Source organism: Vreelandella rituensis (assembly GCF_003336665.1).
In the GTDB taxonomy this organism is placed as follows: domain Bacteria; phylum Pseudomonadota; class Gammaproteobacteria; order Pseudomonadales; family Halomonadaceae; genus Vreelandella; species Vreelandella rituensis.
The window spans coordinates 42,375-63,429 of sequence record NZ_QPIJ01000007.1; the positions used below are offsets into that span (position 1 = coordinate 42,375).

Here is a 21,055-nt window from a genome sequence, read left to right on the forward strand (position 1 = left end):
AACCAGCCCTTGTCGGGCAAGCTCAGCCAGTAGCGGCTATCTCCTTGTGGCATGCCGCTTCGCTATTTTGAGTAGCCTGAATGACGGTCAGGGCGATGGTATACACGATATCGTCCACCAGAGCCCCGCGTGACAGATCGTTCACCGGCTTGTTCAAGCCTTGCAGCATGGGGCCGACACTCACCACCTGGGCACTACGCTGCACAGCCTTGTAAGTGGTATTGCCGGTATTGAGATCGGGAAAGATGAAGACCGTGGCACGTCCGGCCACCGGCGAATCCGGCGCTTTCTGGCGGCCGACGCTTTCGATGGCGGCGGCATCGTACTGCAGCGGGCCGTCAATCAACAGGTCCGGGGCGCGCGCTCGGGCCAGTCGGGTGGCCTCGCGGACCTTATCGACATCCACACCACTGCCCGATGAGCCGGTGGAATAACTGATCATAGCCACTCTCGGCTCGATGCCGAAAGCCTGGGCGGAGCGCGCGCTTTGCAGGGCGATTTCCGCCAAGGTGTCGGCATCCGGGTCTGGAATCACCGCGCAGTCGCCATAGACCACTACCTGTTCCGGTAGCAGCATGAAAAACACCGATGACACATTGCGGTATTCAGGGGCGGTCTTGATCAGCTGAAATGCCGGGCGCACGGTATTGGCGGTGGTATGCACCGCACCGGAGACCAGACCGTCGACTTCGTCGAGTTGCAGCATCATGGTACCGAGCACCACATTGTCGTGAAGCTGAGCTTCTGCGGTAATCTCATTGAGCTTGCCATGTCGCAGCTTGACCATGGGCTCGATATAACGAGCCCGAGTGCTTTCGGGGTCGATGATTTCCAGGTCGTCGGGAAGCGTCAGGCCACGATTATGCGCCACATTTTCGATCTCCTCGCGGTCGCCCAGCAAAATGCAGTTGGCGATGCCGCGACGCTGACAGAGAATCGCGGCTTCCACGGTGCGCGGTTCGTTACCTTCGGGCAGCACCACGCGTTTCTTGTTTTCCTGCGCCAGCTTGACCAGCTGGTAGCGAAAGGCCGAGGGCGAGAGGCGGCGGGTATAGCCTCGGCTCAAATTTTCCTTTAGCCATTCAAGGTCGATATGCGCGGCGACGAAATGGGCAATCTTCTCGGCGCGTTCCAGGTCATCCGTGGGGATTTCGTTGTTCATGCGGCTGAGATTGGTCGCCGTGGTCAGGCTGTCGGTATCCACGGTAAGCACCGGTAGGCCGGTATTGAGTGCCGGACGGCACATTTCGATCATGTTGTCGTTAGGCATGTAGCCGTTGGTCAGCAATATCCCGGCAAGTTGTGTGCCGTTCATGGTGGCAAGTGCCGTGGCGAGTATCACGTCATCACGGTCGCCGGAGGTCACCACTAAGCTTCCGGGCTTGAAGATATGCAAGGCGTTGGCGGCGCTACGGGCGCACAGGCTAGTGGAAAGTACGCGGCGACTGTTCGCCTCGCCTTCATTAAGCAGGCGTGCTTCCAGCGCCTGGGCCACATCCAGCGTGCGTGGAGCGCTCAATGCCTTGCTATAAGGCACCACACCAATCAAATGAAAACGCTCGGTGGCCAAGGCCGGCGAGTAGCGTTGCAGTTCATCCAGCACCGGCTTCTCCAGCCGGGCATTGGCCGTGCCGGGGGCGGGAGTCAGACTATCTTCGTCGTAAGGCAGGTTCTTCATTCGCATCAGAATGCAGCCCAAGGTTCGGCTGGAACTGACGCCGCCAAAGCTTCTGGCGTGCATGTCGAGTTGTTCGGCCAGTGCCTGGGGTTCATTCAGGTCGCCGGTGCCCACCAGAATGATCCGCGCATTCAGTGCGTGCGCCAGTTGGGCATTGGTCTGGGTGGCGTAAGTGGTGTGTTGGGTGGGAACGACGCCTTCCACCACCACCAGGTCCAGTGCACTGCCATCGCAATAGGCCTGATGTGTGACCTGATCGTAAAGCTCGATCACGTTTTCCATCAACTCGTCGAGATGGTCGTCGCGCAGCAGCTGCTCCAGGCGAGCTTGGGAAATCGGCGGGGGAGGCGATTGGTTCAAGGTGCGAGCCACCAGGGCAGTGGAGCGATCCTGGCCCGAGCCGTTGAGTTCATCTTGCATGAACGGCTTGAGAAAGCCGGCTTTCAGACCGATGGTATCCAGCGCCTGGATCAGCCCCAGGCAAGCCGACGTCAAACCGGCCCCGACGCTAGTGGGTACCAGCAAAATGCACTGTGGCTGCTCGGATTGGGTAGGCATTATGGCATCTCCAGACAGGGGTGAAAGGCGTCGGCACATGCGGATCTAACCGCAGTGACTAGACTGAAAGTCCCTACTTTAGTCCAGTATGTTGCGCTGCGACAAATGCGAGTGGCATAAACATTCCCCCGCAAGCCAAAAGGCAAAATCGGGTTGCGTGAATCCATGGGATGAACCACATTGAAACAGAGGTAAAAAACACCGTTCTTTAACGGAGGTACATAGCTATGAAACCGCTAATTCTCTCTGCCGTCTTGCTGAGCGTGGGGGCTTTCGCTGCATCGGCTCAGGCCCAGTGGTCGTCATACCCTGAAAGTTATCTGGGCGGCGATGCCATGTGGTGGGAGCTTGACCCTGATGGTGGTGCTCCCTCTGCGGATGATATCGGCTTGCGCCTACGCGGTGGTGCGCAATTCAATGAACTTTTCGCTGTGGAAGGGCACCTGGGTACCGGTGGCTCCGATAGAGGCGTTGACCTGGATTACCTAGTCGGCGCCTATGCCAAGGGGATCGTGCCGATTGCTCCGGAACTGCGTGTCTACGGCCTGGTAGGCGTCACCGAGGTGGATTTCGACGTCGAGAGTGAAAGTGACTTTTCCTACGGCTTGGGCGGCGAATTCGACATGACGCCGAACCTCTCGCTGGGGGCGGATTACATGCGTTACCTGGATAACTCTGACTACACTTTCGACGCCGCCAGCGTGGGGCTGCGCTTGCGTTTTTAATCGAGGCGTCTAGCTCTTTCCTGGGCATATCGCGCTCCGCCTTGAACTTCGGCGGGGCGTTTTTCACTGGATGCGTCATTGAGCGATGTCATGGCCAAGCTCTTGGAGCATTGGAAGACGCATGCCGGTATAGCCAGCGTATATCGAGCGCAAACGAGACCATTAGAGCCGCCAATGCCGAGCTCACCAGGAGCAGGGCAATATCGGAGGGCATGAAGGGAAGCAGGGCCACCAATAACGTCATTATTTGCCATACACAGACGGCCTTGCGTCGAAAACTTTCGGGTAGCGAAGCCTTCAGCCATGGCCAGGCATGCCCGCTGAGTACAAAAGCGTAACGCATGAGGCCGATCAACATCACCCAGACACCGGTGATATCGGCAATTACCAGCCCCAGGCAGAGCACCAAGATGAAGAAGGCATCCAGTTCCATGTCGAAACGTGCGCCCAGCTCGCTTTGGCAACCCTGGCGCCGTGCCACCCAGCCGTCCAGCCCATCCAGCAACAGCGCCAGGGTTGCCATGCCCAACCAGGTGAGGCGTCGAGCTTCGAAGGAGTCGGGCGAGAACAGGGCGGCTGTGAGTAACAAAATCAGGATGCCACGCAACAATGTGACTCGATTAGCCCAGCCAAGCGCCCCCTGTCGCCAGTAGTGCAATAACCAGCCTGCGAGTATGGCGTACAGCAGCGTAGCCCCGAGTGTTTGCGCCAGTGTCAGGGAAAGTGGATAAGGCAATGCAGCCAGCAACCAGAGGGCAGCTATTCCCAAGGCTAGCTCGCCCAACGTGCGCTCGATACGGCGGCCTGAAAATGGACCTAATGGGTCTGCATCGGAGGAAAAAAAGGCCATGGCATTACCCGCTGGGGAAGATTACGTTCAACATAGCGCAAATAAATTGATGCATAAATATTTTTATGTACCATCCTTGTAGAAGTGTTAACGTCGACCGAACACTTGGTTAAAACAATGCGAGTGGGCCAACCATTGTGAATCAAGGCGTGTTTTGTTAACTATCTTTTAAAGCATGTTTCATGAAACGAGTTTTATAAAACGCGTTTTTCTCTTTGGGTTAAGGATTGCATTATGGCCGCGGTGGCTGCTGAAGATTCCCTAATTAAGGCCAAGGCCTTCTGGGTAAGTGCCAAGAAGAACGGCGAGCTACGTGAATCACGCCTGGAGTGGCCGCCTCACGCCTCGCAGCCACCCATGGCACTGGTCAAGGCGCTTTACAGCGGCATTAGCCGAGGTACCGAGTCCTTGGTATGGCACGGTCGGGTACCCCCTTCGGAATACCAGCGAATGCGTGCGCCCTTTCAGCAGGGTGAATTTCCGGCGCCAGTGAAGTATGGCTATGCCAGCGTCGGCCAAGTGGAGGAAGGGCCCGAAGAGCTTCTCGGTCAGGCGGTTTTCTGTTTGTTTCCCCATCAGGACCGTTACGTGGTGCCTGTGGATGCCTTGGTGCCGCTCCCAGCGATGCTTCCCCCAGAGCGTGCGGTGCTGGCCGCCAATATGGAAACCGCGATCAACGGCGTCTGGGATGCCGCTCCCGGTGTCGGCGATCGCATCGCCGTGGTCGGCGCAGGCGTGGTCGGCAGCTTGGTGGCCTGGCTATGCCAGGCGATTCCCGGCACCCAGGTCAGCTTGATCGATATCAACCCTCAACGCGAAACCTTGGCCCGTGAGCTGGGCGTTGCCTTCTCCATGCCGGAACAGGCCCCCAGCGAATGCGATTGCGTAATTCATGCCAGCGGCAACCCCGAGGGGCTGCGCCAGGCCCTGACACTTGCCGGGCCCGAGGCGAACGTCATCGAAATGAGTTGGTACGGCGAACGTGAGGTCACGCTTTCGCTGGGAGAGGCCTTTCATTCACGGCGATTGACCTTGCGTTCCAGCCAAGTGGGAAGCCTACCCACCCAGCGGCAGCCCCGCTGGGGGTATCGGCGCCGTCTTGAACTCGCCTTGCGCCTGTTGCAGGCCCCCTGTCTGGACGCTCTGATCAGCGGCGAAAGCGATTTTTCCGAATTACCCCGTCGCATGGCGACAATTCTGGCGCCAGGCAGTACCGAGCTTTGCCATCGTGTGCGCTACCTTTAACCCTAAGGAGTCCGTCCTCTATGTATCGTCTTTGCGTTCGCGATCACCTCATGATCGCCCACAGCTTTACCGGCGAAGCCTTCGGCCCCGCCCAGCGCTTGCATGGCGCCACCTATGTGGTGGACGTGTGCTTTCAGCGTGCCGAGCTGGATACGGATGGCTTGGTGGTGGATATCGGGCTGGCAAGCGAGCGGCTCAAACAGCTGCTGGCGCCCTACAATTACTGCAACCTAGATGAGATGGAGTCGCTCAAGGGCCATAACACCACCACCGAATTCATGGCAAAGGTGATTTTCGATGCTTTGGCGGGCGCCATCGAGCAAGGTGAACTGGGGGAGGCGGCGCGAGGTATCCAGCGTATCGAGGTGACCTTGCATGAATCGCACATCGCTTGGGCGAGCTATGAGGGTGAGCTGTGCAGCGCCTGACGCTAGTCGTGGCAGGTGGCCCCGGGCAACGTACCGGCGGCTACCTCTATGACGCCCGAATGGTGGAGGAGCTGCGTGTCCAAGGCTGGCAGGTAAGCGTGCAGGGGCTTGAAGGCCGTTTCCCCGATGCCGATGTCATCGCCGAGCATGAACTCGACCAGGCGCTGGGCAGCTTGCCCGACCAGGCGCAGGTAGTGCTTGACGGCCTGGCCATGGGCGCCTTGCCCGAGGTGGTGGCGCGTCATGCCCACCGCCTGGATATCACCGCGCTGGTGCATCACCCGCTCTGCGATGAAAGCGGCCTGGACGAGGCGCAGCAACAACGCTTGAAGGCGCTGGAGCTCAAGGGGCTTTCACGGGTGAAGCGCATCATCGTGACCAGTGCCTTTACCGCCAGACGCCTGGAACAACTCGCTGCAACGCTGCCGGCCATCGAATTGGCGCCGCGGCATGTGGTGGAACCGGGGGTGGAGGCAGCGCCGCTAAACGCTTTTGATCCACAAAACCCCACTCCGAGGTTGCTATGCGTGGCCACGCTGACCGAACGCAAGGGCCATGACATCCTGATGGCTGCGCTGGCCTCGTTAGGCGATCTCGATTGGCGATGTGACTGTATCGGTAGCCTGGACCGCGACCCGGTTCAGGTGGCGCGGGTACAGCAACTGATCCAGCAGAACGGCCTGCAAGACCGGGTGCGTCTGCGCGGTGAGTGCAACGCCGATGAGCTGAATGCCGCCTACGCCGCCAGCGATCTGTTTGTGCTGCCTTCCTGGTATGAAGGTTACGGCATGGTGGTCACCGAGGCGCTGTCCCGGGGCATCGCCGTGGTGACCACCCAGGGTGGCGCCCTGGCAGATACCCTGCCGCAGGGCGCGGGGTGGTGTCTGCCGCCCGGCGATATAGAGGCCTTCAGCCAAGCGCTGCGCCGCTGGTGCGAGTCGCCTGAGCTGCGTCGGACACTGCGTTATGGTGCGGTTCAGGCGCGGGAAACATTAAGTGATTGGCAGGCGGCGGGGCGAGGATTCGCTCAGGCGTTGACGGATTCCCTGCCCAAGGGTGGTCGCTTCGAGGCCGACTGGCTGAGCCTGCGCGAAGCGCTGGACGGCAGATCACGCAGCCATCGGCTCACCGGCTTGGCGCATGACTGGCTTGACCGCCGCCCGGGCACCAAGCGAATTCTGGACTTGGGTAGCGGCACGGGGAGTAATCCACGTTTTCTCGCCCCGCGCTTGCCCGGCCCCCAGCATTGGCGCCTGGTGGACCACGACCCTGGGTTGCTGCAGCAAGCAAGCACCCCGCAAGCATCGATTCGGGATGCCGCTTCCTGGCCCGTCATGCTGATGCCCCAGCGTCGCCACTTGGCTCCGGTGGATGCCGACTTGATGGATGGCGTGGATCTGGTCACTGCCTCGGCATTGTGCGATCTGGTTTCAGCAGATTGGGCGAAATCTTTGGTAGAGGCATGTCGTCAGCGCCAACAGGCCCTGTTGCTTACCTTGAGTGTCAACGGCGACTGGCACTTTATGACCCCTGATGGAGACGCAATTTCCGACACCCGAGACGCAGCGGTACTGGCGTTGTTCAAGGCGCATCAATCTCGGGACAAGGGGTTGGGAGCCGCCTTGGGAGGACGCGCGCCCAAGCTTCTGGTTGAATGCCTGCAACAGGCCGGTTACCGCGTGGAACAGGCATCGTCACCCTGGTGCCTGGCCGCCGGAGACCGGTGCTTTCTGCCGTTGGCGCGGGCCTTGGTGGATGGCTGGCATGAGGCCGCCCTGGCTCAGGCGCCCCATCGAAAAGACATGTTGAAGGCTTGGCGTGACCAGCGACTGGCGGCACTCGGCAACGGCGAGGTGGGCATCTACGTGGGTCATGTGGATATATTCGCCAGCCCCGAGGGTGAGCATTGAGCATGTCAGGATTATTCTGGCGGCCCGTTGCGAGCTTGATCGTGCTTGCAGGGCTTTTTCTGTGGGTATCTCCCCAGCAGGTATTTCAGGAAATACGCGGGCTGGCGCCGGCCTGGGTAATCCTGGCGTTAGTGCTCAGTGGTGGGCAAGTGGCGCTCAGTGCCTGGCGCTGGTGGCTGACCGCCCGCTGTCTGAAGGTGCCGCTGGGTTATGCCCATGCGCTAAAAGAGTATTACCTTGGCCTGTTGGTCAATCAATTGTTACCCGGCGGTGTGGTGGGCGATGCCGGCCGTGCCTGGCGCCATGCGCAACACAGCCGGGCGCGCGGCAGCGCCTGGCGAGCGGTGATCATCGAGCGCACCTCGGGGCAGATGGCGGTGGTTATCTTGACCTTGGCGGCCTTGCTAGCGTCTCCGGTATGGCATGCGGTGCTGGGGTCGGTGGGGCTTGTGGTCTTGCTCGCCCTGAGTGCTTTGCTGATAGTGGCGCTACGCTGGGGGTTACGTAAAAGCCGGCTCTCGCAGCATGGCGGGCCGCGCTGGTGGCAAGCATTGCGTCAAGATATACAGAATGGACTGTTACGTCCGGGTATATGGCCACAACAGCTGGGGGCTTCGTTGCTGGTGGTCTTCAGTTATGGCTTGGTGATGCTGTGTGCCGCCCGGGCGATCGGCGCGGACATTTCCAGCACCACCCTGCTGGCGTTGACGCCACCGCTGTTGCTGGCGATGTTGATTCCCTTTTCGATTGCCGGCTGGGGGCTGCGGGAAGGTGCCGCCGCCGCTGTCTGGGCGTTGGTGGGGCTGCCCCCGGCCCAGGGGGTGGCGATCTCGCTGGCCTATGGCGTGCTGGTATTGCTGGCCAGCTTGCCGGGTGTGTGTTTTATGCTCAGGCACCCACACCGCCCGGTGGGCTCACCCGGAGGCCAGAAGCGTCACATCGAACAAGGTGTCGTCACCGCAGGCGAAACAACGCACCGGGGGGCGCAGGGCGGTGTGCAGCGTCTCGATGGGCGGCAGGGTAAGCCCCGGGCGCCCCGAGCCGATCAGCAGCGGTGCGACCAGCAAATGCAGGTGGTGAATCACGCCGGCCTGGATGAAGCGCGAAACGGTAACGCCGCCACCTTCGATCAAGACGCGTTTCAGCCCGTGTGCGGCCAAGGCATCGAGCACGGCCTGCGGCTGGAAGTGGCCCTGGGAATCCAGCGCCAGACGCTGTCGGGTGACGTGCCCGGCGGCGTGGGTGTCCAGGCTGACGTTGTCACCGATCAGGTGCAGCGTAGCCGTGGGGCCGTTTTGCAATATTCCGAGTTGCTGCGGAGCGCGGCCACGGGGGTCGAGAATGACGCGAACGGGACTTTCGCCCTCAACATGACGCACGCTGAGTTGAGGATTGTCGGCACTGGCGGTACCCACGCCGATGACCACGGCATCCACCAGTGCCCGCAAGCGGTGCAGGTGGACCAGGCTTTGTGGGCCGTTGATGTAGTGCGAATGGCCGCTTTGCGTGGCGATGCGCCCATCCAGACTTTGCCCCAGCTGCGCGAGTACCAGCCGCTTTGTGGTTTCGACCAGCGGCGCCAGGCATTCAAGCAGAGAAATCGCTTCCTGGGAAAGGGGAGCGGGTCCATGCCACTCGCCCGATACGGTGCGGGTCAATGCAAACGGCGGTGGCTGGCGACGATGCCGCGCGAGCAGCCAGTTCCAGGCTTGGGTCGGTGAAATTTCATCCATAGTAAATAGTGTATCTTCAGTGGGTGGCGTGTCTTGGTGAAGAACCATTGGCCGCATCATGCGGGGCAGTGGCAAGGAGCACAAGCCCCGTCCATCGACGCCATCATCACCGCTTGGGAGGTGTTTATGCACCAGGTTGAACGTGCCATTTTCGATATTCGTCGAGGTTTACCGGTGGTGTTGCAGTCCGGCGATGAACTGCTGCTGGTCCAGGCGCTGGAAGGCAATCATTCGGTACGTACATTGAGCGCCCTGGCAAAAGCCTCTCCGGCGCTGGTGATGACTCGCCATCGCCTGGCCGCCTTGGGAGTAACGCTAGACGCTGAGGCGGGCCGCTTGCCGCTGCACGATGAACTGAGCGAAGCGGAACTCTCGATGTTGTCGGTGGCGCCTCTCGCTGAACACTCGCCCGCCAAGCCATGCCTGAACGGCCTAGAGGCCGCGAACGCAGCAGAACAGGCGGCGTTGACCTTGATGCGCCGCGCCTTGCTGGTACCGGCGGCCTTGTGCGCAAGAATTGACCGCCAGCAGCACGACGCTATCGTCGAACAAATACACCAAGGCAGCTTGCTCAGGGTGTCGCTGGAAGCCGCTCAGGCGTGCTTGCATGGAGCGCCGGGGATGCTCAAACGTGTCAGTGAAGCGCGTATCCCACTTGCCGAGGCCGCCGAGGCGCGTTTCGTGCTGTTTCGCGAGCCCGACGGCATGCGCGAGCATGTGGCGGTGATCATCGGTGAACTCGATATTGAACGTGCCGTTCCGCTACGGCTGCATTCGGCGTGCCTGACCGGCGATCTGTTCGGCAGTTTGCGCTGCGACTGCGGCGAGCAGTTACGCAAAGCCGTGGCGGACATTGATGCCATGGGCGGCGGCGTGCTGCTGTATCTCGCCCAGGAAGGCCGCGGGATCGGGCTGGCCAACAAGCTGCGTGCCTACACGCTTCAAGACAGCGGGCTGGATACCCTGGATGCCGACCAGGTGCTGGGGTTCGGCGAGGATGAGCGCCAGTACAGCGTGGCGGTGGATATGCTCAATGCCCTGGATATTTCCCGAGTACAACTTTTGACCAACAATCCCACGAAAATCTCGGCGCTGACGCAAGGCGGCATAGAGGTGGTGTCGCGTCAGGCGCTGTACGGTAGCCTGACCGACCATAACCACCGTTATCTGAGCGCCAAGGCTGAACGTGCCGGGCATTTGCTGGATGCCATTCTGGGCGAGTCGCCGCGTTGAGTCCCTTGTTCTTGATGCTGACTGCTTCGATACCGACTGCCGGTGTGATCAGCGTGCCGGCAGTCGAATGGAAGCAAGCTCCACCACCACATCGGCAAGCGCTGCGGCGTAGTGTGCGACCAGGCGGCGTCCAAGCTCGGCACTGGCCAGAGTGGCGTTGCCGGCCAAGCCTTCCGGTGTCAAGTCTTCCGCCAGCCAGGCAAGCGATGCCTGACCTTCCAAGCCCAAGCGACCGCCCTGGGATGTGCCACGCTCACCGCTAAAAGCGAAGTTTCCCGCATGCTGCATGGCGACTTTTTCGGGCGCCAGATGCAGCATCATGGCGGTTTCCACGGCCCCGCCATGCAGGCCGTGGCGCCATTCGTTGGTGGGTAGCAGGTCCACCGGTGGCGACAGGCGTGTGTAAGTGGTCTTGGCTACCCACATGGCATGACGCCGTCGCAAGGTGAGGGCGGCGATGTCCATCACTGCCTTGTTGCCGCCATGGCTATTAAGCAGCATCAGTCGTTTGATACCGGCGCGCGCCAGGCTGTCGCCATAGGCTTCCAGAGTGGCAATGACTAGAGGCGCGGGTAGGCTCAGAGTGCCACTGAAACTGATATGTTCGTCACTGGCCCCTACCGCCAAGGCGGGCAAACACAGAACGTCTGTGGTGGCGTGGCGAGACGCAAGGGCTTGCAGCATGGCTTCCTGCAAGCCCAGACCGATATCCAGATCCGTGGAAAGCGGTAGATGAGCACCATGTTGTTCGATAGCACCGAGTACCAGCACCGCCACCGGGTCGCGTTCGGCGCAGGTGGCCAGCCCCGGCCCGCTTAAATCATGCCAGTGAGCTTGCATGCCTTCTCCTTTTTCCTGGATTTTTCGAGTACGTATCTATCGACTCGGAAACGCCGCCATCACCGCATCGGCAGTTCACTTTTAACCATTCAATACCCTGTTCCTTCATAAAACTAACATCAACGGCTCATTCAACTGTCATTTGTAGAACTTACCGTTCCCGGTGACTAGCTTTTGCGTTCACAGCAATTGGCGTTCACAACAAGTTCACAAGCGAGGCCACCATGAGTAAGCAGATCGAAGATCATCGCCTATTTAACCATAGCGGCAACCAGCCCTTTACCGAGGTGCTTGCCAAGCATGTATCACGCCGCGATGTGATGCGCGGAGGGCTGGGGTTAGCCGCCGCCTCCATGCTGGGCATGGGGGTGACCTCTAAAGCCTTGGCCTCAGTATCCGACAGGAAGCCGCTGGCGCTCGCCTTCGAAGCGATTAGCGGCGCGCACAAGGACGCCGTGGTCGTGCCGGAAGGTTACACCGCTCAGGTTCTCGTGCCCTGGGGCACCCCGCTGAAGTCCGGCGGCCAGTGGCATCCTGCCCAGGCGATGACCGCCGAGCAACAGGCCGCCAGTGTCGGCATGCACCATGACGGCATGGCCGGCTTTGCACTCGACAGCCAGAGTGCGTCGCATCGCTTTGTGCTGGCGTTGAATAATGAGTACATCGATCAAGACGCTCTTTGGTCAACCCAGGGTGGCCCGACCAATGCCGAAGAAGGCAAACGCCCGGCCGAGGAGTCACGCACTGAAATCAATGCTCACGGGGTGACGCTAGTGGAAGTTCAGAAGGATGGCGAAGGCCGCTGGACGCATGTGCCAGGCTCGAGCTACAACCGCCGCCTTACCAGTGCCACGGTGATGGATCTGGGTGGCCCCGTAGCGGGCAGCGACTACGTCAAGACCCGCTTCTCGCCGAACGGTGCCCAGACACGCGGCACCAATAACAATTGCGGTAACGGTGTCACTCCCTGGGGCACCTACATTGCCTGTGAAGAGAACTGGCCGAATATTTTCGTCAACACTGGCGAACGTTTTATCGACGATGCACGTATCGGCATACCGACCGAGCGCAGCCGCTACGGTTGGGAAACCTCCGCTGGTGATGTCAGTGAAGACGATGACGAATTCGCGCGTTTCGATATCACTCCGCGCGGTGAAGGTGCCACCGATGACTACCGCAACGAAGCGCGTACCTTTGGCTATCAGGTCGAAGTCGACCCTTACACGAACCAGCGCGCGGTCAAGCGTACGGCGCTTGGCCGCTTCCGCCACGAAGGGTGCTGGATGGGCAAGCTGGAAGCGGGTGAACCGGTCGTTTTCTATTCCGGCCACGATGCGCGCAACGAGTATGTCTACAAATTCGTCTCTGACGCAGGCTGGGATCCGGCGGATGCCAACCGCCCCGGCGAGCAGTATGACCGCCTGGCCATTGGTGCCAAATATATGGACAAGGGCACCCTCTACACCGCGCGCTTCAACGCCGACGGCAGTGGCGAATGGTTGCCTCTGACGCCCACCGCCACCAGCCGCGACGGACGTCAACTGGCCGCTGCTCTCGGTCTGGCCGAGGATGATCTGGCGGGTGTTATCGTGCATACCTGCGATGCGGCTGACCTGATGGGGGCCACGCCGATGGATCGCCCTGAGTGGGCCACCGTTGATCCGGCTTCCGGTGAGGTTTACCTGACGCTGACCAACAACAGCCAGCGCACCGAAAAAGCCAGCTCTCCCACCTATACCAACGACGGTGAAGACATTGCCCAGCCGGGTATCGGCTTCAAGACAGCGCCGACCAACGCGGCCAACCCGCGCCCCGACAATAGTGCGGGGCACATCATCCGCTGGCGTGATGATAAACACAGCAATGCCTTCGGCTGGGAAGTGTTTGTTTTCGGCGCAGGTGTCAACGACGCAGATAACCTGTCTGGTCTGACGGAGCAGAACCAGTTCGCCAGCCCCGATGGCTTGTGGTTCGACGAGCGTGAAGGCGGTGAAGGGATTCTCTGGATTCAGACCGACAACGGCTATGAAAGCGTTACCCAATACACCAACGATCAGCTTCTTGCTGTGGTGCCCAGCGCGCTGAAGGCGGGTAACGGTAGCGGCGACCCTGTGGTGAAGCAGAACAATCAGCACCATATCAAGCGGTTTGCCGTCGGCCCGAACGGGTGCGAGGTCACCGGTATCTTCACCACGCCTGACAAGACGGCGCTGTTCATCAACATTCAGCATCCGGGCAATTGGCCCGCGGACGACGCTTCGTTGGCACAAGATGCCACCCATGAAGCATCGGGCAGTGTCCGCCCACGTGCGGCCACCGTGGTCATTCAGAAAAAAGACGGCGGTCCAGTGGCCGTTTGATAGAAGCATGAGAGCACTGTGGTCTGGCTAGTTGAACAAGGAATGATCCGAACGACAGGCGTAGATATCACCCGAGGCCAGGGCGTCTGCGCCGCTTTCCAGCCATTGCTGCATCCTGTGGGCCGGTTGCCAGTGTGGCCAGAGAAAGCGGCGCTGCTCGCCACTCACGGCGTTATAGCGATAATCGCCCAACTGCTCCAGGCGCGAAATACAGGCATTGCCCACACTCAGGGCACCCGCCACGACTTCAAACGACAGCGCCGGTACGGCATGGCTGAGCCCTTTCAGCACCTCGGCTTCAAAGCCTTCGACGTCGATCTTGATGAAGGCCGGTTGGCCGTGCTCACCAATCAGCGCATCCAGGGTGGTCACCGGCACCCTGAGTCGCTGCTCCCAACGAACCTGACGAAAATCGGGGTTGCGTTGGCCGATCTGCTCACGCCATTCGCTTGCCAGTGTCGCCAGAGTCGGGTGGGTGGCACTGAGGGCAATGTCGGCATGACCTGCCTCAGCACCGGCCGCCATCTCCAGCAAGGTGATCGACCGGCTTCCCAGCAAGCGGGCAAGCCAGCGAGCCAGTTCCGGCTGTGGTTCCAGGGCGACCACTTGGGCGCCCAGGCTGCGAAAAGCGGCGCTGCGATCACCCAGGTGGGCGCCCACGTCGAAGGCGATATCGCCCGGTACAATGAACGGTCGATACAACCGCTGCAAGCTTGTCTGACGACCGGGTCGCCAGTAGATGAATAATGACCGTCCCAGCCCGACGGCACCTTTTAGCCGCTGGGTAAGCGACATCTCGACCCTTTCAGTCATCCAGCGAATTCCTTGGCGTGGCCCTGAGTGGCAGATTGTCCCGGCTCGAAAAGCGGCGAAACGATTGAACCGGCATCTCTTTTGCCTGGTGTGGCGGCGGTTCTAGAAGCCGCTCGGCTACCGGCATGCCGCGATCCAGGCAGGCGGAAAAATGCCCCAGGACATTGGCTTCGGCGTATTCGACAGGCACCCCGAGCAAGGGCCAGGAGAGCGACCGGCTGGACAGTTGCACGACCAGCGTGGCCAGACTCAACCCCAGCCAGACGGGTAGCAGCCAGACTGCCGTATTGAGTGTCAACAGATAAAGCGCCACTGCCCATAGCATACCTGCCAGGCTGATCCAGCGAGTATGGCGCCAAGCTTCTCTCCAAGTGACGGTGCGATCGGTACGTTGCTGAGGAAGCCAGGTGATGCTTCGGCCACTCAGCATCGCCAGCAGGAAAAAACTATGTAGCACCATCATGAGCGGAGCGATCAATACAGCGAAAGCACTTTCCAGAAGGGCATTCACTGCCAGGCGCACACGGCCGCCAAAGGCCTGCGGACGTTGTATCAATGCCAACGACACACCGAGCAGTTTGGGCATCAATAATAAACTCAGCGTGATGCCCAGCAGAGTCCAGGCGTGAGGCGGAACATCTCGAACGGTCGCAGAGCCGGGCGTGGCAAAGATGATATCCACTTGATAGAACGCCACGATCAGCAGCCACAGGAGGGAGGCCATATAACTGAAAGCCCCCAGCAGAAAATGCAGACGGTTCAATGGGTGCAGGCCTGAACCACCCAGCAGGCGCAAATGTTGCAGGTTGCCTTGTAACCAACGCCGGTCACGATTGGCGTAGTCGAGCAGATTGCCGGGCAGTCCTTCGAAACTTTCGCCCCAGTGGGTGTCGAGCAACACCTTCCAGCCGCCGCGCCTCAATAGGGCAGCTTCCACGAAATCATGGCTGAGCAGATAGCCGCCCCAGGGGGCCGGGCCGCTGAGGGTAGGCATGCCGCAGTGGGCCATGAAGGCATGGGTGCGAATGATGGCGTTATGGCCCCAGAAATTGGCGGCATCGCCTTGCCAGAAACTCTGCCCCACCGCCAACATCGGGCTATAAAGGGTGGCGGCGAACTGAACCATGCGGCCGAACATACTGCGCTGGCCGATGGGAATCGGTACGCTTTGAATCAGGCCCACATCCGGCTGGCGCTGCATTGCGCCAATCATGCCTAACAGAGTGCGTCCGCCCATCAGGCTATCGGCATCCAACACCACAAAATAGCTGTAACGGCGTCCCCAGCATTCACAAAAATCCATCAGGTTGCCGGCTTTTTTTCCTTTGTTTTCATCTCTACGGCGATAGTGCACCCTAAGCTTTCCGGCCAGGCGTTGCTGCAATCCGGCGACCAGGGCTTGCTCCCGGGCAGCAATTTTCGGATCTTGGGTATCGCTCAACACAAACGCCTCGATATGCGCATCGACCGGCCCGTTCGCCTCTTCCAACAACGACAGGCAACTCGCTTCAAGACCGGCAAGCGTCTGTTCCGGTGGCTCGTTGTAAATCGGCATGATCAGGGCGGTGCGGCTAGATAACCGCGTGGAATCCGCCTCACCACGGCATGATGTGGGCAAAAGCGTTATCGGGTCGCGCCTGGCCAGCATCAGCACAAATCCGATGACGGAGCTCCAGAATGCCACCGTCAACCAGCTGAAGGTAAGTGTGAACAGCAACCAGGCGCCTACTTTCAGGGGTGTCAGCCCGACCTGTTGAATCAGTTGCCACATCATCAGGCTGCCAAGGGTGCTGCTGCCTAATGTGAGGATGGCGAAAACAAGGCGGCGTGTGCCTTGCCAGGCAATGGCGGTAGCTGCGCGCTCAGTCGGAGACATCGCTACCTCGCTTTATGCCGAGTGCGTCAAGCTCCTCCGGGTACCAGGTAAAGTGCCAGGTTTCACTCAGTGGGCGCCCGTGCAGCGCCAACCATAGCCGTATGTCGGCGGGCTCGTGAGAACTGTCGACACGAAAGCTGGCTCGCCAATCGCCGTTGGGCAAGCGGTGAACCTGAAGGTCGGACAGGTCGCCTTTCCCGGCCTCCAGCATCGCTTGTACCGGTTGCCCGGCCGATAAACCGGAAAGCTGACCACCCTGAAAATCGATGATGAAGCGGCGTTGGGTAACGGGGTTGGCTTCTTGGCTTCCGGGAACGCCTGCCGAGCCTTGACGCGTACGCACGACCTTGGCCAGCATGGCTTGGCCAAGGTCGGGCTGGGCAAAGTCCGCATTGAAGGTGTGCGTCCTATAGCGGTAGTGGCGGCTATCGCCCGCCTGCATGGTAATGGCAGGCACCCAGTAGGCGACGATATTGTCATGGGTTTCATCCGGGGAGGGCAGTTCGACCAATTCGACGTGACCTTCCCCCCACGCCTCCAATGGCTCGACCCACTGGCTGGGGCGACGATGATAATGCGCCTCTCTATCCAGATAATGACTGAAACGCCGCTCGCGCTGCACCAGCCCAAAGCCCCCGGGAGAGGCATCCTGAAAGGCGGAAATGCGTGGCCTGCGTGGATTGTGCAAGGGATGCCAGATCCATTCGCCGTGCCCGGTTTGAGTCAGAAGCCCCTCGGAATCATGCACCCGAGGCCGAAAATCATCCGGCGGCGCGACACTGGTATCACCATGGGCAAACATGCTGGTAAGCGGAGCGACACCCAGCTTGTCGATATCCCGGCGAGCGAACAGGTGGGCCTCGACGTCCACACGGCTCTGGTGGCCGGGTTGGATATCGAAACGATAGGCGCCGCTGAGCGAGGGGCTATCCAGCAGGGCCAATACCGTCATGTGGGTGTCCTCGGCCTGGGGTTTGACCAGCCAGAATTCACGAAACTCGGGAAACTCCTCGCCGCCGGGGGCGGCGGTATCGATTGCCAGGCCACGGCCAGAAAGTCCATAGGCTTGGTTGCGTCCCACCAGGCGAAAGTAACTGGCGCCCAGAAACACCATGAATTCGTCGGCGTAGTCGACATTATTGAGGGGGAAATGCAGACGAAACCCGGCATGGCCGGCACCGCTCAAGTCTTTCTCGAGCAGCTCGGCAGCGCCGTCGTCGTAGCGATAGAAATCGCTGGAGAACTCAAGCGGTGTGGCTTCGCCTTCCTCGATGAGAAACAGCTTCACCGGCGTTTGAAACAGAAAACCACTGTGAAACAGCTGTACCGAAAACAGACTCTCATCTTTCCATATTGCCTGTGCCGGGTCGAAGCGAATCTGGCGATAACCATCGTAGTCCAGCGTTTGAAGCGCGGCAGGCAGCCTGGCTTGTGGGGACTGATAAGGAGCTTCAGCCAAGCGTTGCGCACGTTCGGTGAGTTGGGGAAAAAACGCCTTGGTATCGGCATTCACCACACCCGACAGCAGCAGGGATAGCAGGGCCATGCTTGATGTACTTTTCAGTAACGGGCTTGTCAGCAAAGGGCTTGGCGGCCGCAAGAAGGGCATGGACTCGCATCCTTGGAAATAATGAAAAATAACCCGGCGGTAAGGCGTGAATAAGTACAACAATAATTGTACGCTTGAACAGTAAAGTTCATTTTTGTCTAGCTTGCCAGAAGAAAAGCCTACCTTAGAGGATAGCCATGAACCAACGAACCCCATGAAAAAATTGCTGATAATTACGCTGGCGCTCAATGCGATGCTATTGGCGCCGTTATGGTGGCGTTTCGGTGAGTTGTTTCCCCGGCTATTGGCTTGGGAGGCCTTGGGTGTGGCGGGGTTGTGCATGCTGCTGCCGCAACGTGGCATCGGCCTTGGGCTACGTATTGCATTGCTTGTCTGGGTAATGCTGACGGTATTGATTGGGTTGGGAGACGCTGCCACACAGCAGGCATTCGGTCGCTCGTTGAATCTGTATCTGGATATTCCGCTGTTGCGTTCGGTATATCACCTTCTGGACGGCAACTTGGGCCGCTTCGCGGCAACCCTGCTGCTGATCATCGGCGCAGGTCTGATTGGCCTCGTAGCCTGGGCGATGTGGCGCTGGCTCTCTCCCACTCATCGCTACTCGTTGAGTGCCAGGTCGGGGCAGTTGGCCCTGGTATTGGTTGCCTTGAGCGGTTTGATGAGCGTATTGGAACTGGCGGGACAGCGACCGCTTGCCGTTGGGCGAACGCCCTTGCTTGACACCACCGGCTTTCAAATCGAACAAGTGGTGACGACGCATCATGCTCGCCAGGCGTTTCGTCAACGCCTGGCGGAAACACCGATCATGGCGCAACCTTTACCCGGGCTTGAGCAACGTGATGTATTGCTGGTGTTCATCGAATCCTATGGGGTGACGGCGATACAGGACCCGCGCTATCGAGACGCGGTCTTGCCCACCTTGCACGAGATGCGTGAGCGGCTGGAAGCCGCTGGACTGCATCTGGTCTCTGGCGTGCTCGAAGCGCCGGTGCGCGGCGGCCAGTCCTGGCTCTCTCACGCCACTACGCTCAGTGGGCTATGGATCGACAATCAACTCTGGTATCGGCTGATGCTGGAAAGCGATCAAAGCACCTTGGTGGACGATTTTCGTGCTACCGGCCAGCGTACCCTCAGTGTCATGCCGGCCATCACCATGGCCTGGCCGGAAGGCGAAGCCTACGGTTTCGATGAGATTCATGCCGCCTCCGACATCGACTACGCCGGGCCGCCGTTGAACTGGGTCACCATGCCCGATCAGTTCACCCTGGATTACTTTCAACGCCATCTACGTGAGCCTGGGCCGGTGTTTGCGCAAATTGCCCTGATCAGTAGCCATGCGCCTTGGACACCGATTCTCCCGGTGTTGGACGACTGGGAAATGATCGGTGATGGCGCGGTCTTCGCCCCTTGGGAAAATGCCGGCGATCCACCGGAAGTGTTGTGGCAGGAGATCGAGCGTATCCGCGATCATTACGCCTGGTCGGTGGATTACTCGCTCAAGGCGGCGGCACGCTGGGCCGAACGCGCAGCGAACAAGGACAGCCTGATCATTCTGATCGGCGATCATCAGGCGGCACCCTTGATAACCGGCGAAAATTCCACCAATGGTGTGCCGGTACATATCATCAGCGGGGACGCCACACTGCTTGCCCCTTTTCTGGCGCATGGCTTCGTGCCGGGCTCGGTACCGGAGGCCACAGACGATGCTCCCGGCATGCATCGCCTGCGACACTGGTTACAGCAAGCGTTCGGCGAACAGACACAATCAGCCATCTCCGCAGGAGCAGCCCAATGATTCAACCCGTGATTCTCAGCGGCGGCAGTGGCACGCGGCTATGGCCGTTATCACGCCGTGACTACCCCAAACAGTTTCTGCGCTTGACCGGTGAGTCCAGCTTGTTGCAGTTGACCCTGGTGCGTCTGGGTGGCCTGAATACGCTGCCTGCTATTGTCATCGGTAATCAGGCGCATCGTTTCCTGCTGGCGGAACAGTTACGCGAAACCGGGCATGCCGCACGGATAATGCTTGAACCGGAAGGGCGCAATACCGCTCCGGCAATTGGCTGTGCCGCTTGGTTTGCGTTGCAGGGCGGTGATGATCCCTTGTTGCTGGTGTTGCCCGCCGACCATCAGATTCGCGATACGGCGGCATTTCATGCCAGCCTAAAATCCGCGCAGCCGTTGGCCGAAGCTGGTTATCTGGTGACGTTTGGCGTGGTACCTGAGAGAGCCGAAACCGGCTACGGCTATCTCAAGTGTGGTGCGGTAGTGGGGAAGGGGTACGAGCTTGAGTGTTTTGTGGAAAAACCCGATCTCAGCCGCGCCGAGGCCTATCTGGAAGAAGGGGGCTATTTGTGGAATGGCGGTATCTTCATGTTTCGTGCCTCTGTCTACCTAAATGCATTGCAGCGTCTTCAACCGGACATGTATCGGGCCTGTGAGCAGGCCGTGGCATTAGCCAAGGAAGACCTGGATTTTTTGCGTTTAGATAGCCAGACGTTCTGTCAAAACCCTTCCGATTCCATCGACTATGCCGTCATGGAACCGCTGGCTTCCATTGAAGGTACAGAAGGCGTAAAAGGTGCTGCGGTGGTGCCGCTTGATGCTGGTTGGAGCGATATCGGAAGCTTTACGGCGTTGTGGGAAGTCAGTGACAAGAATGAGCTAGGCAATGCTACCGAAGGGAACGTCTGGACGATCGATAGCCGCAATCTTCTGGTGCGGGCCGAGCATCGCTTGGTGGCCACACTGGGGCTGGATGATCTGGTTATCATCGAAACATCGGATTGTGTTCTGGTGGCCAGGCGTGATCAAGGTCAACAAATCAAGACATTAATGACTGGGCTGGAACAAGCCGGGCGAGAAGAAGCTAGTCGTTCGGCACAGGTGCATCGCCCTTGGGGCAGCTTCACTGCAGTGGACCGTGGGCAGCGCTATCAGGTCAAGCATATCAGCGTGGCACCCGGTGGGCGGTTATCGTTGCAGCGTCATCATCATCGTGCCGAGCATTGGGTGGTGGTAAGCGGTACCGCCAAGGTCACATTAGGTGAAACTACCTTTCTGGTCAGCGAAAATCAGTCCACTTATATTCCCATCGGCGAAGTGCATCGACTGGAAAATCCGGGCAAGATTCCGCTGGAGCTGATTGAAGTACAGTCAGGCGCCTACTTGGGAGAAGACGATATTCAGCGCCTGGATGATGCCTATACCCGCCTGGACGATAAATAAAGGAATCG

15 protein-coding genes and 1 pseudogene are annotated in these 21,055 nt (G+C 59.6%); 9 read left to right on the plus strand and 7 right to left on the minus strand.

The features are described 5' to 3' along the window. Positions 1-22: 22 nt before the first annotated feature. Positions 23-2,236 (minus strand): phosphate acetyltransferase, encoded by a 2,214-nt coding sequence (pta, locus tag DU506_RS05140; RefSeq protein WP_114485865.1) that lies wholly within the window; start codon positions 2,234-2,236, stop codon positions 23-25. A 227-nt stretch (positions 2,237-2,463) separates the two neighbouring features. Between pta and DU506_RS05145 the strand changes: the two genes are divergently transcribed. Continuing rightward, positions 2,464-2,961: a porin family protein gene (locus DU506_RS05145; RefSeq protein WP_114485866.1), complete on the plus strand. Its 498-nt coding sequence runs from the start codon at positions 2,464-2,466 to the stop codon at positions 2,959-2,961. 88 nt (positions 2,962-3,049) lie between these two features. Here the strand turns inward: DU506_RS05145 and DU506_RS05150 are convergent, their stop codons facing one another. Next, positions 3,050-3,811: a CDP-alcohol phosphatidyltransferase family protein gene (locus DU506_RS05150; protein WP_114485867.1), complete on the minus strand. Its 762-nt coding sequence runs from the start codon at positions 3,809-3,811 to the stop codon at positions 3,050-3,052. 234 nt (positions 3,812-4,045) lie between these two features. Between DU506_RS05150 and DU506_RS05155 the strand changes: the two genes are divergently transcribed. The 4 genes and pseudogenes from DU506_RS05155 to DU506_RS22085 all read left to right on the plus strand — a co-directional run. Then, positions 4,046-5,056, plus strand: coding sequence for a zinc-dependent alcohol dehydrogenase (locus DU506_RS05155; RefSeq protein ID WP_114485868.1), 1,011 nt, complete (start codon positions 4,046-4,048; stop codon positions 5,054-5,056). Between the two features lie 20 nt (positions 5,057-5,076). After that, entirely contained in the window at positions 5,077-5,484 is a 408-nt protein-coding gene (locus tag DU506_RS05160) for a 6-pyruvoyl trahydropterin synthase family protein (RefSeq protein WP_114485869.1), read from the plus strand. Next, positions 5,472-7,394: a glycosyltransferase gene (locus DU506_RS05165; protein ID WP_235825449.1), complete on the plus strand. Its 1,923-nt coding sequence runs from the start codon at positions 5,472-5,474 to the stop codon at positions 7,392-7,394. Before DU506_RS05160 ends, DU506_RS05165 begins: the two co-directional genes overlap by 13 nt. Before the next feature lie 2 nt (positions 7,395-7,396). Beyond that, positions 7,397-8,248: pseudogene (locus tag DU506_RS22085) on the plus strand (lysylphosphatidylglycerol synthase transmembrane domain-containing protein); the annotation flags it as partial. A gap of 60 nt (positions 8,249-8,308) precedes the next feature. Here DU506_RS22085 and DU506_RS21590 read toward each other — a convergent pair. Continuing rightward, complete coding sequence (locus tag DU506_RS21590) at positions 8,309-9,187, minus strand: RibD family protein (protein ID WP_328587954.1); 879 nt, start codon at positions 9,185-9,187, stop codon at positions 8,309-8,311. Between the two features lie 66 nt (positions 9,188-9,253). On the opposite strand from DU506_RS21590, the gene DU506_RS05175 reads away from it, so the two are divergent. Then, on the plus strand, positions 9,254-10,360 hold the full coding sequence (locus DU506_RS05175; RefSeq protein ID WP_114485913.1) for a GTP cyclohydrolase II: 1,107 nt from the start codon (positions 9,254-9,256) through the stop codon (positions 10,358-10,360). Positions 10,361-10,408: 48 nt separating this feature from the next. On the opposite strand, the gene DU506_RS05180 is transcribed toward DU506_RS05175, so the two are convergent. Then, entirely contained in the window at positions 10,409-11,200 is a 792-nt protein-coding gene (locus DU506_RS05180; protein WP_114485871.1) for a creatininase family protein, read from the minus strand. Between the two features lie 224 nt (positions 11,201-11,424). Between DU506_RS05180 and DU506_RS05185 the strand changes: the two genes are divergently transcribed. Next, the gene (locus DU506_RS05185) at positions 11,425-13,560 is read left to right on the plus strand and encodes a PhoX family protein (RefSeq protein WP_114485872.1); all 2,136 of its coding nucleotides are present in this window, start codon (positions 11,425-11,427) and stop codon (positions 13,558-13,560) included. 27 nt (positions 13,561-13,587) lie between these two features. Here DU506_RS05185 and DU506_RS05190 read toward each other — a convergent pair whose 3' ends face one another. Genes DU506_RS05190 through DU506_RS05200 form a run of 3 tightly spaced genes read right to left on the minus strand, consistent with a single transcriptional unit; the run spans position 13,588 to position 17,795 of the window. Further along, positions 13,588-14,373 (minus strand): FkbM family methyltransferase, encoded by a 786-nt coding sequence (locus tag DU506_RS05190; RefSeq protein WP_114485873.1) that lies wholly within the window; start codon positions 14,371-14,373, stop codon positions 13,588-13,590. Then, positions 14,366-16,249 carry a glucans biosynthesis glucosyltransferase MdoH gene (gene mdoH / locus DU506_RS05195; RefSeq protein WP_114485874.1) on the minus strand — a complete coding sequence of 628 codons (1,884 nt, stop codon included), beginning with the start codon at positions 16,247-16,249 and terminating at the stop codon, positions 14,366-14,368. Before mdoH ends, DU506_RS05190 begins: the two co-directional genes overlap by 8 nt. Then, positions 16,236-17,795 (minus strand): OpgD/OpgG family glucan biosynthesis protein, encoded by a 1,560-nt coding sequence (locus tag DU506_RS05200; protein WP_114485914.1) that lies wholly within the window; start codon positions 17,793-17,795, stop codon positions 16,236-16,238. The genes mdoH and DU506_RS05200 overlap by 14 nt, the downstream gene beginning before the upstream one ends. A 217-nt stretch (positions 17,796-18,012) precedes the next feature. Here DU506_RS05200 and DU506_RS05205 point away from each other — a divergent pair, with 217 nt between their 5' ends. Together DU506_RS05205 and DU506_RS05210 are read left to right on the plus strand one after the other, a co-directional pair. Further along, a complete protein-coding gene (locus DU506_RS05205) occupies positions 18,013-19,614 on the plus strand; it encodes an LTA synthase family protein (protein WP_114485875.1) in 1,602 nt (533 codons plus the stop codon). Further along, positions 19,611-21,047, plus strand: a complete 1,437-nt coding sequence (locus tag DU506_RS05210) for a mannose-1-phosphate guanylyltransferase/mannose-6-phosphate isomerase (protein ID WP_114485876.1) — start codon at positions 19,611-19,613, stop codon at positions 21,045-21,047. Before DU506_RS05205 ends, DU506_RS05210 begins: the two co-directional genes overlap by 4 nt. Positions 21,048-21,055 lie beyond the last annotated feature (8 nt).

Coding starts and splice junctions, on each gene's coding strand:
- pta (WP_114485865.1), bottom strand. CDS start 2,236: ATGCCTACCCAATCCGAGCAGCCACAGTGCATTTTGCTGGTACCCACT.
- DU506_RS05145 (WP_114485866.1), top strand. CDS start 2,464: ATGAAACCGCTAATTCTCTCTGCCGTCTTGCTGAGCGTGGGGGCTTTC.
- DU506_RS05150 (WP_114485867.1), bottom strand. CDS start 3,811: ATGGCCTTTTTTTCCTCCGATGCAGACCCATTAGGTCCATTTTCAGGC.
- DU506_RS05155 (WP_114485868.1), top strand. CDS start 4,046: ATGGCCGCGGTGGCTGCTGAAGATTCCCTAATTAAGGCCAAGGCCTTC.
- DU506_RS05160 (WP_114485869.1), top strand. CDS start 5,077: ATGTATCGTCTTTGCGTTCGCGATCACCTCATGATCGCCCACAGCTTT.
- DU506_RS21590 (WP_328587954.1), bottom strand. CDS start 9,187: ATGATGCGGCCAATGGTTCTTCACCAAGACACGCCACCCACTGAAGAT.
- DU506_RS05175 (WP_114485913.1), top strand. CDS start 9,254: ATGCACCAGGTTGAACGTGCCATTTTCGATATTCGTCGAGGTTTACCG.
- DU506_RS05180 (WP_114485871.1), bottom strand. CDS start 11,200: ATGCAAGCTCACTGGCATGATTTAAGCGGGCCGGGGCTGGCCACCTGC.
- DU506_RS05185 (WP_114485872.1), top strand. CDS start 11,425: ATGAGTAAGCAGATCGAAGATCATCGCCTATTTAACCATAGCGGCAAC.
- DU506_RS05190 (WP_114485873.1), bottom strand. CDS start 14,373: ATGACTGAAAGGGTCGAGATGTCGCTTACCCAGCGGCTAAAAGGTGCC.
- mdoH (WP_114485874.1), bottom strand. CDS start 16,249: ATGTCTCCGACTGAGCGCGCAGCTACCGCCATTGCCTGGCAAGGCACA.
- DU506_RS05200 (WP_114485914.1), bottom strand. CDS start 17,795: ATGGCCCTGCTATCCCTGCTGCTGTCGGGTGTGGTGAATGCCGATACC.
- DU506_RS05205 (WP_114485875.1), top strand. CDS start 18,013: ATGAAAAAATTGCTGATAATTACGCTGGCGCTCAATGCGATGCTATTG.
- DU506_RS05210 (WP_114485876.1), top strand. CDS start 19,611: ATGATTCAACCCGTGATTCTCAGCGGCGGCAGTGGCACGCGGCTATGG.